The organism is Cohnella abietis (genome assembly GCF_004295585.1).
GTDB classification, from domain to species: Bacteria; Bacillota; Bacilli; order Paenibacillales; family Paenibacillaceae; genus Cohnella; species Cohnella abietis.
The window spans coordinates 5,843,903-5,859,940 of the sequence record NZ_AP019400.1 but is presented as its reverse complement, the minus strand read 5'-3'; the positions used below and the strand labels follow the sequence as shown (position 1 = coordinate 5,859,940).

12 protein-coding genes are annotated in these 16,038 nt (G+C 45.6%); 8 read left to right on the top strand and 4 right to left on the bottom strand.

Annotated elements, in window-relative coordinates; all coding sequences use genetic code 11:
- Positions 1–6 precede the first annotated feature (6 nt).
- The 4 genes from KCTCHS21_RS25655 to KCTCHS21_RS25640 all read right to left on the bottom strand — a co-directional run bounded on the left by KCTCHS21_RS25655 (position 7) and on the right by KCTCHS21_RS25640 (position 6,093).
- The gene (locus KCTCHS21_RS25655; protein ID WP_130614763.1) at positions 7–996 is read right to left on the bottom strand and encodes an ABC transporter substrate-binding protein; all 990 of its coding nucleotides are present in this window, start codon (positions 994–996) and stop codon (positions 7–9) included.
- A 169-nt stretch (positions 997–1,165) separates the two neighbouring features.
- Positions 1,166–4,504: a DEAD/DEAH box helicase gene (locus KCTCHS21_RS25650; protein ID WP_130614761.1), complete on the bottom strand. Its 3,339-nt coding sequence runs from the start codon at positions 4,502–4,504 to the stop codon at positions 1,166–1,168.
- Between the two features lie 2 nt (positions 4,505–4,506).
- Positions 4,507–4,827: an ArsR/SmtB family transcription factor gene (locus tag KCTCHS21_RS25645; RefSeq protein ID WP_130614759.1), complete on the bottom strand. Its 321-nt coding sequence runs from the start codon at positions 4,825–4,827 to the stop codon at positions 4,507–4,509.
- A gap of 105 nt (positions 4,828–4,932) precedes the next feature.
- Positions 4,933–6,093, bottom strand: a complete 1,161-nt coding sequence (locus tag KCTCHS21_RS25640) for an ROK family transcriptional regulator (protein ID WP_130614757.1) — start codon at positions 6,091–6,093, stop codon at positions 4,933–4,935.
- A 152-nt stretch (positions 6,094–6,245) separates the two neighbouring features.
- Here KCTCHS21_RS25640 and xylA point away from each other — a divergent pair, with 152 nt between their 5' ends.
- From xylA to KCTCHS21_RS25600, 8 genes are all read left to right on the top strand, one after another.
- Entirely contained in the window at positions 6,246–7,562 is a 1,317-nt protein-coding gene (xylA, locus tag KCTCHS21_RS25635; RefSeq protein WP_130614755.1) for a xylose isomerase, read from the top strand.
- Between the two features lie 102 nt (positions 7,563–7,664).
- Positions 7,665–9,161 (top strand): xylulokinase, encoded by a 1,497-nt coding sequence (xylB, locus tag KCTCHS21_RS25630; protein ID WP_130614753.1) that lies wholly within the window; start codon positions 7,665–7,667, stop codon positions 9,159–9,161.
- A 147-nt stretch (positions 9,162–9,308) separates the two neighbouring features.
- Positions 9,309–10,076 (top strand): ABC transporter ATP-binding protein, encoded by a 768-nt coding sequence (locus KCTCHS21_RS25625; protein WP_232057963.1) that lies wholly within the window; start codon positions 9,309–9,311, stop codon positions 10,074–10,076.
- A complete protein-coding gene (locus KCTCHS21_RS25620) occupies positions 10,076–11,371 on the top strand; it encodes an ABC transporter permease (RefSeq protein ID WP_130614750.1) in 1,296 nt (431 codons plus the stop codon). The genes KCTCHS21_RS25625 and KCTCHS21_RS25620 overlap by 1 nt, the downstream gene beginning before the upstream one ends.
- A 69-nt stretch (positions 11,372–11,440) precedes the next feature.
- Entirely contained in the window at positions 11,441–11,809 is a 369-nt protein-coding gene (locus KCTCHS21_RS25615) for a hypothetical protein (RefSeq protein WP_130614748.1), read from the top strand.
- Between the two features lie 266 nt (positions 11,810–12,075).
- The gene (locus KCTCHS21_RS31285) at positions 12,076–12,318 is read left to right on the top strand and encodes a hypothetical protein (RefSeq protein WP_130614746.1); all 243 of its coding nucleotides are present in this window, start codon (positions 12,076–12,078) and stop codon (positions 12,316–12,318) included.
- Between the two features lie 402 nt (positions 12,319–12,720).
- Positions 12,721–13,737: a LacI family DNA-binding transcriptional regulator gene (locus KCTCHS21_RS25605; protein ID WP_130614744.1), complete on the top strand. Its 1,017-nt coding sequence runs from the start codon at positions 12,721–12,723 to the stop codon at positions 13,735–13,737.
- Between the two features lie 148 nt (positions 13,738–13,885).
- Positions 13,886–16,012, top strand: a complete 2,127-nt coding sequence (locus KCTCHS21_RS25600; protein WP_130614742.1) for an amylo-alpha-1,6-glucosidase — start codon at positions 13,886–13,888, stop codon at positions 16,010–16,012.
- The last annotated feature ends 26 nt before the right edge of the window (positions 16,013–16,038 follow it).

Below are 16,038 nucleotides of genomic sequence, written 5' to 3'. Positions count from 1 at the left end.
AAGATTTTATTTCATAATTGTAGGAAGCACTTCAATTAATCTGTCCTTAGTAATTGGATCATCAAAATTCCATTTCGTTGGAATGTAGTAAACCTGATTACTCGCAACGGCTTTAAGTGATTTATATAGTGCCTCATTTGTAAAAGAATCCGCGCTTGCTCTGGCAGCCTCATCTTCATCCGTGAGCACAAATAGATAATCTCCTGTGTATTCAGGCATAAGCTCGCTTGATAAATCAGCGAATCTTTCATTTTTATCGATCAAGGTTTCCTTGACTAATGGGGTAGGAGTGTAACCAAGAGTATCATAAAGAATATTGGCGAATCCGCTATTCCCCATGACATAGAATTGTTTACCTAGCCGAATGACAACAGTCGCTGTTGCACCATCTGTTACCCCTAGCTGCTTTTTGAGCTCTTCCCCCTTGGCTTTAAAGGAAGTGATCCACTCTTCAGCTTCTTTGGTCTTTCCTAGGATATCTCCCATTTTAAGCACACGTTCGAAGGTGGTAAGCCTGTCGTAGGCAACAGTTGGAGCAATTTTATTGAGCTCATCATATTCTTTGGGTTCATAATATGTGCCGCCGCTATCCATTAGAATGAGGTCTGGCTCAAGAGAAAGTACCTTCTCAAGATTAGCCGAAACATCTCCAATGTCTTCGATTCCGTCCAATAAGTCTGGATAGGCTACCTGCGGAGCAATAATCCCAAGCGCGGCACCAGCGGGTTTAACTCCTAATATTAATAGATCTCCCAAATCCATTCCCGTATAGACCACTTTTTTAGGAGTAGCAGGAATTTCAACGGTATGACCTTTAGAATCATTAAATGATTTCGTAGCTGATTCAGCTGCTGTATTGGTTGTAGCTGTTGGACTATTGCTTGGTTGGACACTTTCTTTGCTGTTAGAATTGTTATTCGACCCACATGCTGCAAGCAAAGCGACCATCATCGTTGCAATTGCAATAGTTACGACTAATTTACGTGCTGTTTTCATCTTGCTTTGTTTCCCCCAATGATTTAGTTTATGGAGATAATGATAATCATTATCGATACACAGATCATATTAGAGTTTATCCCTCTAGACAATGGATAAACCTAATGATTTTTTTGGGACAAACATCAGAAATAAGAAGCCCCGGCTGAGGCCGAGGCTAAAGTAACTATTATTGGATCATTAGAATTTCTCGAATTTCTTGCTCTGTTAGGGTAGATAAAGACTCCTGACCTGGCTGAATCACTTCGTCGATCAGATTCTTCTTTCTTTGTTGGAGCAGGTACATTTTATCTTCAACGGTGCCTTGCGTAACGAGTCGAAGGACCTGAACGACATTTTTCTGTCCCATACGATGGGCCCTGTCAGCCGCTTGCTGCTCCACGGCAGGGTTCCACCACAGATCATAGAGTATGACGGTGTCTGCTCCTGTCAGGTTGAGTCCGGTTCCTCCGGCCTTTAGCGAGATGAGGAATAAGTCTCGTTGTCCTTCATTAAACCTGTTGCATAGCTCGACACGCTCGAAAGCCGGGGTTTTACCATCCAAGTAGAAATACGATACGCCTTGATTACTGAGCTCTCGTCCAATAAGGCCAAGCATCTCTGTAAACTGCGAGAAAATAAGCATACGTTTCCCTGAGCTGCGGCATTCCTCCACAATCTCGAGTAGCTGCTCGAATTTGGCTGAGCTTCCAGAATAGCCTTCTACGAATAGAGCAGGGTGACAGCAGAGCTGGCGCAATCTCGTTAATCCGGCTAAAATTTTGATCCGGCTCTTATTAAAGCCTTCTTCGTCCAGATGCTTCAGCGTTTCTTTGCGAAGCTTAGCCAAGTAGGCCATATAAAGCTTTTTCTGCTCGGGAAGCAGCTCGGATGCTTGAACGGATTCGATCTTATCCGGCAATTCCTTCAGGACGTCAGTCTTCAATCTACGTAAAATAAACGGACGGACCCTTTTAGCAACAGCTTCTCTCGTTAACTCATTAAATGCTCTTCTATTATGAAACAGCTCAGGAAACACGGCGTCGAATATGGACCAAAGCTCCTCAATGGCATTCTCTACAGGAGTTCCGGTGAGAGCGAAACGGTATCTGGCCTGAATAATCTTAACTGCTTGTGCCGTCTGAGTGGCATAGTTCTTGAAAGCTTGAGCCTCGTCCAAAATAAGCGTATGAAAGGAAGGCTCAACATACATCTCAACATCCCTGCGTAAGAGGGGGTAAGAGGTGATGATTACATCGGCTCCAGAGGCTTGATTCAACGCGTGACTTCGTTCTGTTTTGCTCCCATCAGCGATGACGACCCGAATTTCTGGAGCGAACTTCTTCAGCTCATTCCGCCAATTGTACATAAGGGAAGCAGGGCAGACAATGATCGCTGGCAGCTGTTGTTCTCTTATCTCGGGAAGAACGGATACAAGGAAAGCAATGCTTTGCAACGTCTTTCCAAGCCCCATATCATCCGCTAGAATGCCACCGAAGCGATAGTGAGCAAGTGTCTTCAGCCATTGGAACCCGTATTTCTGGTAATCCCGTAGGATAGGAGCGAGATTGTCTGGAAGAGGGAAATCAAGATTATCCGGATTACGCATGTTATCCAGTAGCTTACGAAACGATTTACTTAGCTGGATAGCATTTCCTTGCTTCTCGACGTCCATTAGATGAAGTCCTCTGAATACGGGAAGGCGGAACTCCGGTCCTTGGATCTCGCCTTTGAGAATGCCCATTTCGTTCATGAAGCGATTGATTTCTTCATAATCAACACCTTCAAGAGGCATAAGTGCTCCATTAGCTAGCTTATGGTACTTCCGCTTTTCCTCGAGTGACCTGATTAAATAACGAATTTCATTTTCTGGAATACCTTCCATTTCAAATCGGAACTCCAGCCAATCTGTGCGCTCATCGACATCTACCTTTATTTTAGGCGGGGCGTTTCCGACATAGAGCCTCGCCTTTACCGCCGTTGTAGCATACACCTGAAGCAGCTTCTCCAGCAGTGGAACGATATGATACAGAAAATCGTATTCCGAATCCTCATCCTCCATGAAATATCCGCTTTCCGTTTTGGCAAAGTTTCCTTGGTCCATGAGTTCTAATATTTGATTTTCTTTATCTCCATCTCTCATAAGAATACGGTCGGTTTGGTGCCTATGACCCGTCGCTTCTAAGGGATTAATGATAATATCACCGTATTGAAATTCCAGTCCGGCAAGTAGGCGATCCCTCACTCGGTCCAAATAAAGATTAGCTTTTAGTGGTGTGTGAACAATGCGCTCAGATACCGCTTGGGCGATACGGACACTGCCTAGCTTCATTAGTCCAGGAATAACCTGTTCCATGAATGGCTCCATCTGATCTCGTGCAATTGTAACGTTTTGCTTATGGGAGGCTTCAAGCATTTGCTTGAGCTCAGACAGGCGCTTGCATTGATCTGCTGGTAGCTTAAGCAGCTTGCCCTCGGCAATAACGATACCATAGGGCTCCATAACGGTAATTCGGTCCAAGCCTTGGACATCCAATTGATAGCTATCGTCCTTAGCTTGATCAAAGTCGAAGTGGAGCGGTACCAATTCATCGGATGTAGCAATCCCAACATACGTGCGATTATCCTGTTCCAGCTTTACTTCTGGCGCACGAGTAAGCAATGGATAAAGAGACTCCCAGGAATAGGGGGGAATAAGCAGTAAGCGCTCCCCGCTTAAAGGGCTGGCATGGGCCGAATAGATGCTGGAGGTTTCTCTGTACATCTTCTCGCTATGATAGATTTGGATGAGCTGTCGAATGATCTCATCGTTCTCTTTACTAAAGCTATGAATGGTTGGATCATATGTGAAATGCTTAGAAAATACATGTGGTTCGCTTCGATCCACTCGATCAAGAAACTCCCTAATTTTCTGCACAATGTACAGTCGCTTGGAACCAACCTTAAGCTCAACGCCGAACATGTACTTCCTATAGCCGTATGGAAAGGGACTGCATGTAATTTCTACTTCTAGAAGCTCTCTGGTATCAGCTAAAAACCTATTGCGGCTTGGGCGAAGGGGTTTGCTTCCGAACAGCCCTAGCATCCCATCCGTCAGTCCTGTATCTACAGCTGAACTTTCAATTGCAGATCGGGCTGTTGAAATCGTGGAACGGGGAGTGAGACGTCCAGCTTCACTTGATAGGTGTTCATCGGGAGTTAGCTTATAGGAGTAGGAACGCATTGGTGATCGACCTGCATTCTGCAGATCGTGTATATTCAATAGAACAGCAGCGATGTGCTTGCAGTACTTACGGGAGTAGGAGGCATAAGCAGGGCAGGTGCATTCGGCAGTTACATCTCCGTTGCTATCTATTTCCGCTTTAACCGCATAATCCATGTTTCCTTTGATCGTAGCTTCGTAGATAGAAGCGTCGGGATCATAATTAATGATTTTCACTTTTTTGGCATGATAATAGACCTCTCCCCGTTCATAGGAGAAAGGGCCGCATAACAGCTTAATGACCCGCTTGGTCAGTTGAAAGCTCATGATTAACCCCTATCAACGAGCCCGGAAAGAGACCGAAGCCGTTCCTTGCGGCCTGGCAATTGAGACAAAAAGATGCGTAGGTCGGGAAAGTCATCTAGATTCAATGAATAGAACACCCATTGTCCACGCTTGCTTTCTCTCACTAGCCCTGAGCTTTTCAGCCTTCGGAGATGCTGGCTCGCATTCGGCTGGCTCGTCCCTAATAGCTCAACAATATCACCAACGCACAAATCTCTCTCTTGCAGTAGTCCTAGTATAGCCAATCTCGTTCTATCACCAAGTAGCTTTAATAGCTCTGCCATTTCGGCTAGCTTATCGTTCATGGTTCCGACCTCATTTCTTCATTAGACACGCCGGACAACCTTAATAAATTCGTATATAACTATATAATAATTTATACCATAAAACATTAGCGAGATAAAGCTCATCTACACTGATTTTATCCGAACGAAGAAACCAGCAATCGCCATCTCGGCTGCGCCCAGCATCGAGGAACGTTCGCCAAGCTCGGCGAATAATAGCTGAACCTTGCGGGCATGAAAACTAAGTGCGCGCTGAACGACGGTTTGGCGAAGAATGTCCTCTAGCCATGGGCGAGCCTGGCTCATCCGGTTGCCGATGACCACCGCATCAGGATTAAAGACATTAACGATATTAGCGATACCGATGCCGAGATATTCCCCAATCCCCCTGAATAGCTCTATTACGTCTTCCTGACCATTGTCTGCGGCTGCCAGCAAGCTTTCCAGATCTCCAAAGCCAAGCTCAGCGGCTTGCTCTAGCAAGGCTTGCTCGGAAGCATACAGCTCCCAGCATCCATAATTGCCGCAGGTACAGCTCTTGCCATGTGCTTCAATAGAGAGGTGGCCCATCTCTCCTGAAAAGCCTGATGCGCCTTTGTATAAGGACTTGTTAAGAATTAATCCCGTACCAATCCCAATGCCAACACTAACGTAAATAATATTGTTAATGCTGCGCCCAGCACCATACTTCTGCTCCCCAAGCGCACCCATGTTTGCTTCATTATCAATAGTAATAGGTATTGAAAACCGTTCGGTTAACAGGTTTTGTAAGGGAACGTCACGCCACTTCAGGTTAGGAGCAAAGAGAATGGCGCCATTTTCGTCAACGAGACCAGGAACTCCAACCCCAATGCCTACTATGCCATAAGGGCTTGCAGGAGCTTTAGCTATAAGAAATTCAATACAGCTGCACAGCTGCTCAATAGCTGTAGTTTGCTCAGGAAGGGGAAGGGAGGCTGTTCTTTCAGCAATAATTCCACCGCGAAGATCAGTCAACACGCCACGTATGTAATTTACGCCAAGATCAACGCCTATGCTATAACCGGATGTGGCGATAAATTCCAGCATAACAGGCTTACGCCCGCCGCTGGATTGCCCTGTACCGATTTCTTTGACCAAGGAGCTATCGATTAAATCTTGGACAAGGCTAGATACTGTAGCTTTGTTGAGTCCGGATTGCTCGGATATTTGCGCACGAGAAAGCGGTGAACCCCGCAATATATATTCCAGCACGATGGCTGTATTAATTCTTTTAATTAAAGCTTGATCGCCAGTCGATTTTGTCATTTCTATTAAGCGACTCCTTATTGTTAAGTTGTGACTATCATAACATATTAGGGTTTTAAAAACTTAGTTTATTCAATAGACAAACTAAGTTAAGGCGTGATATGCTATTGTCAGTTAAGAATATGATATCGCTTACAAGGAGGCATTTTTTTATGAGCCATTTCAGTAATGTTCCTAAGATTCAATACGAAGGTCGCGATTCGAAAAACCCTTTCGCATTCAAGCATTATAATTCGCAAGAAATCGTATTCGGCAAGACAATGGAGGAGCATCTCCGCTTCGCTGTCGCATACTGGCATACATTTAACGCAAGTGGTGCAGATCCATTCGGTGCAGGCACTGCTGTTCGTGCATGGGATTCCTTATCTCCTCTCGATAGATCCAAAGCACGTGTAGAAGCTAACTTCGAGCTGCTAGAAAAATTAAATGTTCCCTTCTACGCTTTCCATGATGCGGATATCGCTCCGGAAGGTGCAACACTGGCAGAGACGAATAAAAATCTCGATGTTATCGTAGCTATGCTGAAGGATTATCAGAAGTCTACGGGCAAGAAGCTGCTCTGGAACACAGTGAATCTGTTCACGAATCCTCGTTACGTTCACGGCGCGAGTACGACGAGTAATGCAGAAGTATTTGCTTATGCAGCAGCTACGCTGAAAAAGGGATTGGAAGTCGGCAAGGAGCTCGGAGCTGAAAACTATGTATTCTGGGGCGGTCGCGAAGGCTATGAGTCACTCTTGAATACGGATTTGAAGCTGGAGCTAGATAACTTAGGACGTTTCCTTCATATGGCAGTGGACTATGCCAAGGAGATTGGCTTTGATGCACAATTCTTGATCGAGCCTAAGCCAATGGAGCCTTCTAAGCATCAATATGATTTCGATTCCGCAACAGCAATTGCATTTCTTCAGAGCTACGGCTTGAAGGATAAATTCAAGCTTAACATTGAAGCCAATCACGCCACATTAGCTGGACATACCTTTGAGCATGAGCTACGGACGGCGCGCATCAATGGGATGCTCGGTTCGATCGATGCGAATCAGGGCGACCCTTTGCTTGGCTGGGATACGGATGAATTTCCGACAGATCTAGTTACGACTACATTGGCAATGTTCGAAATTCTTAAGAACGAGGGTGGAATTGGTCGCGGTGGTGTCAACTTTGACGCTAAGGTTCGCCGCTCATCCTTTGAAGACGAGGATTTGTTCTTCGCTCATATCGCGGGAATGGATACTTATGCTCGTGGCTTGAAGGCAGCTGCTAAGTTAATTGAAAATCGCGTGCTTGACGATATTGTTAGCCACCGTTATCGCAGCTTCAGTGAAGGTATCGGCGCTGATATTGTATCAGGTAAAGCTACACTTCAATCGTTGGAGGCTTATGTATTGCAGGCTAAGCCAATTCGCAATGAATCCGCACGGCTGGAGCAAATTAAAGCGAATTTGAATGACGTCATCTTTAGCGTGTAACCTTCGCATAGCGAGCAAGCTGCTAGTCAAACCAGTGTAGTCACTCCGTCCCCCGGAAGGAAGAAATCCGGCGGGGCGGATTTTCATACAAGGAGGATTCCCATGAAGTATGTTGTAGGCGTAGATTTGGGAACGAGCGCTGTTAAGACTCTGCTAATTGATCAAGCGGGAACCTTACATGCGGAAGCTACACGAGAGTATTCTCTCTACCATGATAAAGCGGGCTGGAGTGAACAAGACCCGGAGGATTGGGTAGCTGGAACTGCTGGTTCACTGCAGGATTTGATCGTAAAGTCGGGTGTTAATCCAGAGGATATCGAGGGTATCAGCTTTTCGGGGCAAATGCATGGACTCGTCCTTCTAGATGCAAATGATCGGCCTGTTCGCAGAGCGATCCTCTGGAACGATACACGTACAACGGAGCAGTGCCGTGAGATCGAACGAACTTTGGGTGATAAGCTGTTATCGATTACCCGCAATCCTGCACTTGAAGGCTTTACTTTGCCCAAAATACTGTGGGTGAAGCAATACGAACCGGAAGTATTTGCGCGCGCCAGCCATTTTCTACTGCCTAAAGATTACTTGCGTTTGCGCCTGACGGGTGCCAAGCATATGGATCTTTCGGATGCCGCAGGAACGTTATTGCTCGACATTGCAGCGAAACGCTGGAGCGAGGACGTACTTAGCGCATTTGAAATTCCGGCAAGTTATTGTCCTCCGCTCGTAGAAGCAGGCGGATATGTCGGGGCGATCTCTGCCGAAGCGTCTCAACTGACCGGGCTATCATCGTCAACTAAAGTATTCGCGGGAGGTGCAGATAACGCATGCGGAGCCATCGGAGCAGGTATTTTGTCGCCGGGTCTAACGCTATGCAGCATTGGAACCTCAGGTGTCATTCTTACTTATGAAGCGGACGCATCTGCGGATTATGAGGGCAAAGTACATTTTTTTAATCATGGCAAGGAAAATGCCTTCTACGCGATGGGAGTAACGTTGGCCGCAGGTTATTCCTTGAGCTGGTTCCGCAATACGTTCGCTAAGGGAGAAACGTTCGATGCGATGCTTGAGGGAGTCAATGATATTCCTGCCGGCTCTAATGGATTGTTATTTACGCCTTTCATCGTTGGTGAACGCACACCACATGCCGATGCAAAAATACGCGGAAGTTTTATCGGGATAGATGGCAGCCACACAAGAGCGCATTTTGCCCGGGCAGTAATGGAGGGGATTACTTTCTCCTTGAACGAATCCATTGATTTGTTCCGCGCAGCTGGCAAAACCGTCGATACAATCGTCTCAATAGGCGGTGGAGCGAAAAATCCAGTATGGCTCCAAATGCAAGCGGATATATTCCGTGCGAATGTCGTTGCGCTTGAGAATGAGCAGGGGCCGGGGCTTGGTGCGGCGATGCTTGCAGCGGTCGGCAGTGGCTGGTATCCGACTTTAGATGCGTGCGGAGAAGTTTTCGTAAAGCGTGCTCGGACTTATTATCCTAATGAAAATACTAGCAAGAAGTACGAGCAGTTGTTCCGGATCTATCAGCAAATTTATACCCAAACTAAAGAGATTAACGAATCTCTACATGCATTTAGAAGCTAGTAGTATGAAATAAAAATTGAGAAACCCCTCTTGGTCGGTAACCTGGAGGGGTTTTTGCTGTATTTGGATAGGTAGAATAAGTAGAAGTTTCCTAGATATGTCCAGTTCTTATATACTAGATAATATAGAACTAAGGAGGGCGATAGATTGGATAACGAGACAGTGCCGCTTTTTCAAGCGGATATATTAGAAGCGGGATATGAGCCGAATAATCCAATTGTACGGGAAGTCGTCATTAACGTGCATGCAGGTGAGAGAGTTGGTTTGTTAGGGCCGAACGGAGCTGGAAAGAGCACAATCATGAAGGGATTGCTCGGTCAGCTTCCTTATTGGAAAGGGAAAATATTATGGCATGGCAAGGAAGAGAAGGACAACCGCGGAGTAGAGATGTCTTCACAAGTTGCCTACATCCCGGAGCAGCCGATATTGTATGAACGAATGACACTTTGGGAGCATCTGGTGCTAGTTGCAGCGGCAGGAAGCATACCAGAAGAGCTATTTCGTGAGCGTGCGGACAAGCTGTTGCGGAGATTCCGTCTGAAGGCATTTCAGCACGAGTATCCCGTCAAATTCTCTAAAGGAATGCAACAGAAAACAATGCTCATTATTGGGTTCTTGCTGCAGCCAGAGCTTTATTTGGTGGACGAGCCTTTTATTGGACTCGATCCTGGTGCGGTGCTGGAATTGCTGGATGCATTGGACGAGGAGAGACAACGCGGAGCTGCTATCTTGCTCACAACCCATGTGCTGGATTCTGCTGAACGGTTGTGTGATCGATTTGTTCTAGTCAACGATGGTGGTGTGGCGGCAGCAGGAACATTGGACGATATACGGATCACGGCTAAGTGTGGACCGGAAGCACATTTATTCGAGTGCTTTCACAAGCTTACATATGTGGATGAGGTACAAGTCTAATGTCTGAGCCTCGTATTGATGTATTCAATGCCGCACGATTCAAGCCGGTGCCATTATTTTTGGAACGTATGTCATCCTATTGGATTTCAATCTGGAGATGTTGGAGAACAGTACTGGATTGGACTGTCTGGCTATATATCTTCATACCCGTGCTATTCATACTAGGGGGGATGTATCGGGATCTGATAATAAATCCCCCAGAATGGCTATATGACATTCCCATTTCTGTATTCCTGACTCCTCTCGGTTTGTTACAGCTCGTAGGGAGCTATCGGACTTTTGCTGAGCCTGGCGACGGATTATTTCTGCACCGTTACAACAGATGGATTCGTGGTATGACTGTTTCAGGATTTGTTTATAGCTTTGTTACACGGATATTGATTTCTTCTGCCTATATCGCATTGATTTCTCCCCTATTGCTGCATGTGCTCGGGCTATCTATTTCATATCTTATATATCTCGTTATTTATTGTGTCACTTCAGGCTTTGTATGGATGATGCTGAAAGATCGATATAAGCAAAAATGGAGAGGCTGGCTGCAAGTGCTTGCTCTGCTATTCGTCAGACTTGTTTATATGACAGTATTTGTTTGGTTAGCAGTAAAGGGAGAGCATGATTACGTTATTTTAGTCATACCAAGTGTTATATTTTTGCTTGTTGCATTATGGCAGATGCGAATTCGCTTGCGGATGAAAGGAACGTTATTGCATGAGATAAATGTTGAAAATGAAGCATATATAGCGAGCGTAGGATGGATTCTAAGGGACACAATGGAGAAAAAGCCTGTCCCTAAGAGGCGTGGCCCTATCCTCTTCAAAAGATCCCAACCTTTTGTTAAGCATAGGAATGATACATACAGATTGTTGGATAGCTGGTTTAAGTCGGTATTGCGCCGAATGGACCTCATGAAGCCACTGATGTACTTAACGGGCTTGGGAGCTATAGCGGTAGGTTCAACGCCCATAGCACTGGCAATTATTTTATGGCTTGTGTTGCCTTTCCTTCTTCTAGGCTTGCTGCAACGTCAATGGCTACAGTGGCTAACAGAGCCGTATATCGCTTTGTTCGGTTGGCGCGATGATATTCTTGAACAAGCTTCAAGGAAGGCGAAGTTTTGGAGTGGGCTGCCTACAGTAACGATTTGGGCAATACTGATCGGAGTTAGGATTGGTTTGGAGTTTGGAGGAATAGGATGGATAGCGACTGTGATTCTACCTGCCATAGGTTTTTTCTGGCTGAAAGGTGTGAATGAAATTGTTTCTTCTTTTGGTGCTCTCCGCCGAAAAAAGGAATAAACATTGCAGCCAGTTGGAGAACCTAATTGGGATTGAATGCGATAATGGAGAACGGAGAGGATCAATTCCATGAATCATGCTGCGCTGATGTTTCAGTTTCCGGATGAGTCCCAGGCTAGATTAGCGGGAGAGACGCTATTGGATTTGGGGTATGAGCCTCAGCAGCACGGCGGAGGGCGTCTTCATATTCATGTGCAAGACGAGGATCTAACCTCTGCACTGGAAATCGTGCAATGCTATGCAGGTCAGTTATTGGAGCACGCTCATGCAGAGGTAATTGACGTTACCAATACAGCATACGGCATGGAAGAAATCTCGATTCCAGCACACATCGTCAATGAGGACTGGGACGAAGGCTATAAAGCCGCGGATTCTCCTGATTCTAAGGAGCAATGGGCTGCAGATGATGGCTCCTACAACCATTTCAATGCAACCTAGTATTGAGTGGCAGCATTAGGTTCTGTTAGCTTAGAATGCACCCGGGCAATGATGCAATGTCCGGGTTTTTGTGCTCTCATGAAAAGCCGATCGCCGAGCACATATTGCCAACCGCCAACCGCAGACGCCAACCGCAGACGCCAACCGAAGACCGCCAACCGAAGACCGCCAACCGCCGATCACCAAGCACAAACTGCTAACCACAACCGCAACCGCAACCGCAACCACCAATCGCCGAAGTAATGAGAAAGTATCCTTAAACAAACATGGTCTGTTCAGCTTTTAATGAGTTGTTCGAAAATTTCGAGCAATGGGCCCTGGATGAGACACGATTAGAGTTAGATGTACGATTATTTCGAGCAACGGGTCTTGGAGGAGGCACGATTAGAGTTAGATGTACGATAATTTCGAACAACAGGGCTTGGAAGAGGCACGATCAGAAGCAGATGTACGATAATTTCGAGCAACAGGGCTTGGAAGAGGCACGATGTGAGGCAGATGTACGATAATTTCGAACAACGGGTCTTGTGAGAGGCACGATGTGAGGCAGATGTACGATAGTTTCGAGCAACGGGTCTCGGGAGAGGCACTGTGAGAGACGCAATCAGAGGTAGATGTCCGATATTTTCGAGCAACGGGTCTTGGGAGAGGCACGATTAGAGGCAGATGTACGATAATTTCGAGCAACGGGTCTTGGAAGAGGCACAATGTGAGGCATATGTACGATAGTTTCGAGCAACGGGTCTCGGGAGAGGCACTGTGAGAGACGCAATCAGAGGTAGATGTACAATATTTTCGAGCAACGAAAGGGAGAGAAAAATATGGAAACAAAAGAGATGAAAAAAGCGCTTGCAAAATACAGCTAATCTATTTTATAATAAACCCGAAACGTTTTGGAAAGGTGTATATATATGGCGACGATCAAGGATATCGCAAAAGCAGCAGGTGTATCTGTAACTACGGTCTCTAGGGCGTTGAATGGTTACGATGATGTAAACGAGGAAACAAGAAAGAAAATCAAAAAGGTCGCAAAAGAGCTATCCTATAGCCCCAATGCAGTGGCCCGAAGCCTCGTGTCCAAGAAAACACGCACTATTGGCCTTATTATTTCAGATATAAATCGTGCAGGGGCAAAGGATGCCTTCTCATACGAGGTGCTTTGCGGCATCAATGACCGTACGGGTGATTTAAACTACGACTTGCTGTTGTTTAGCACGAATCCGTCTAAACAAATGGAAAAGTCTTATACGGCTCTCTGTAAGGAGAGGAACGTTGAAGGTGCTATTCTATCAGGATTGCGTCTAGATGATCCTTATCTGCAGGAAGTTATTGAACAGAACGTTTTTCCTTGCGTCTTAATTGATATACCCAAAACCGGAGATAATGTAGCACATATTACTTCTGACAATCGGCTTGGGGCAGCAATGGCAACTAGGCATCTATTGGAGAGTGGACATCGAAACATTGCGTTGATCAATGGACATAGCCAAGCCTTCGTTACCGAAGAGCGTTATCATGGTTTCAGAGATGCTCTTGAGGAATATGATTTGCTGAGCAATGCTGAGCTTGTGTATGATGGCTCCTTCTCAGAAGATGGCGGAGCTGAGGCAATGTATCAAATACTGATACGCCATCCTGAAGTAACTGCCGTGTTCTGTGCCAGCGATCTGATGGCTTTGGGCGCCATACGCACTTTAGAGCGAATGGGGCGTAAAGTACCTGAGGATATCTCGATTATCGGATTTGATGATATTACCATTTCGGCTTATTGCTCTCCTAAGCTTACTACCATTAGGCAAGACAAGTATGAGCTAGGTTACCAATCTGCTCAATTGTTAATTGATATGCTGGAAAGCAGAACAGAAAATCGTAAAATTATTTTAAGCAGTCAGTTAATCATTCGAGAAAGCACGCGTTATTTAAAGTAATTCGTGTTTTTTACAGGAAATCCGAAACGTTTCGGATGGATTGTTTCTTATGCTCAATTTCCGAAACGTTTCGGATCATGAGTGAAATGTTGTAATGAAAAAAATGAATTATGGAAAACTATATATAAAAAATAGGATGGAGAACACCATGGACTACAGAGTAATTAAAAATAACGATTTATTTCTAATGACGGATCACTACGGTGACATCCCGGGCAACGGCTCACAAAGCGGACTTTATATGAAGGATACACGTTTTCTAAGCGAGATGAAGCTAACTATTAATGGCAAGCGTCCATTACTTCTATCCTCGGCTGCCGACGAAAATTTCTTAGCACGTATCCGTTTAACTAACGAGCATGAAGAAGAGGGCGGAGAGGTTCAGTTCTGGAGAGAATCCCTAGAGCTCATTCGAGAAAGGTTTATTTACGAGGAGGTACTATATGAAACAATCTCCTTGACGAATTTTTCAACAAAACCATTGGCGTTTGACCTTGGTGTTTCATTCGAAGCTGATTTCAGCGATATGTTCCTTATCCGTGGCTTTCAGCCTGCTGAAGAGCTTGGTAAGGTGACGGATCGTAAAGTAGACAAATCAGGATGGCATGCAACCTACCAAGGAGCTGACGGAGTTCAAAGGGATACCGATATTTCCTGGGGTGGGGAAGCTGACTTCCTAAGTGAAACAGATGTAATTGGCTTTGCTGTTAAGCTTGCTCCAACCGAGGTGAGACGTATTACCTTTACTGTCATACCTTCTGTGAATGGTATTCGTCCAGTTACTAACCCACGCGAAATAGCACTTGCTGAGCTGCAGGCCACTTACGAACGTTGGATGGAACAAAGCCCAAAGGTCGAGAGCGATTCTAAAGTTCTGAATCAGCTGTATAACCGGGGAGTTCAAGATTTACGAGTGCTGCTGACAGATTTCGGACATGGTCTTTTCCCAGTGGCAGGTTTGCCTTGGTATGCGGTCCCGTTCGGTAGAGATAGCTTAATCGCTGCTTTGCAGATGCTTCCGCTCAATCCTGATGTGGCTCGGGGCACATTGAAAATGATGGCTGCTTACCAAGGAACAGAGTTGAATCCATGGAAAGACGAACAACCTGGCAAAATCATGCATGAGCTACGCAACGGTGAACTAGCTCGTTCTGGACAGGTTCCTTTTGCTCCTTATTATGGAAGCATTGACTCCACACCATTGTTCATTGTACTAGCAGCTGAGCATGCTCATTGGACAGGGGACACAGAAACGATTGCTCAATTAATGCCTAATATTGAGAGAGCATTAGCTTGGATCGATGAGTATGGCGATCGGGATAAGGATGGCATGGTCGAGTATTATCAGGAGTCTTCTAAAGGAATTTCTAATCAAGGCTGGAAGGATTCTGCGGATTCCGTAGTCCATGCTAACGGAGATTTCGCTGCCGCTCCTATAGCTCTAGTCGAAGTTCAAGGCTATATCTATCAAGCTAAGAGTAGGCTAGCTCCCATAGTTGAACAACTCGGACATCATGAGCTGGCGCAACGGTTGAGAACGGAAGCGGAGAGCCTGAGACAGAGATTCGACGGTGCCTTCTGGATGCCAGATGAAAATTTCTATGCGATTGCATTAGACGCTAATAAGGATCAGGTGCATTCTGTTACTTCCAATCCAGGTCATTTGCTTATGAGCGATATCATTTCTGAAGAGAAGGCGAAGATCGTAGCCGAGAGATTAGTTGCTGAGGATATGTTCGGAGGCTATGGCATACGGACGATGTCTAGTGGCTCTACTGGTTATAATCCGATGAGCTACCATGATGGCAGCATCTGGCCTCACGATAATTCGATTATCCTGCTTGGGATGAGTCGGATGGGCTTTAAGGAAGAAGCATCAACTGTAATTAACGGACTTCTCAATGCTGCAGAGCATTTTGAATATAGTCGTCTGCCTGAGCTCTTCTGCGGGTACGATGACACAATTGGTTATCCAGTCTCCTATCCAGTTGCTTGCTCACCACAAGCTTGGGCTGCAGGAACCTCTGTATTAATAATCCAAGCTATGCTGGGGCTTCAGCCGGATACGTTGAACAATATTGTTCGTCTTGATCCGTTCCTGCCTCAAGGCATTAACAACTTGACTGTAAGAGACATACCCGTTGCCAATGGAACCATTTCAGTTGTGCTGAAACGCAAAGATGGCACTGAATCTCTTCAGGTTGAAGTTGTGGACAACAGCAGTGGGTGCAGCATTGAAATGATCAATCGTTCCCCAGATACAGCATTGAATTAAACTGGCTCATTGAGCCGTTTGATTAT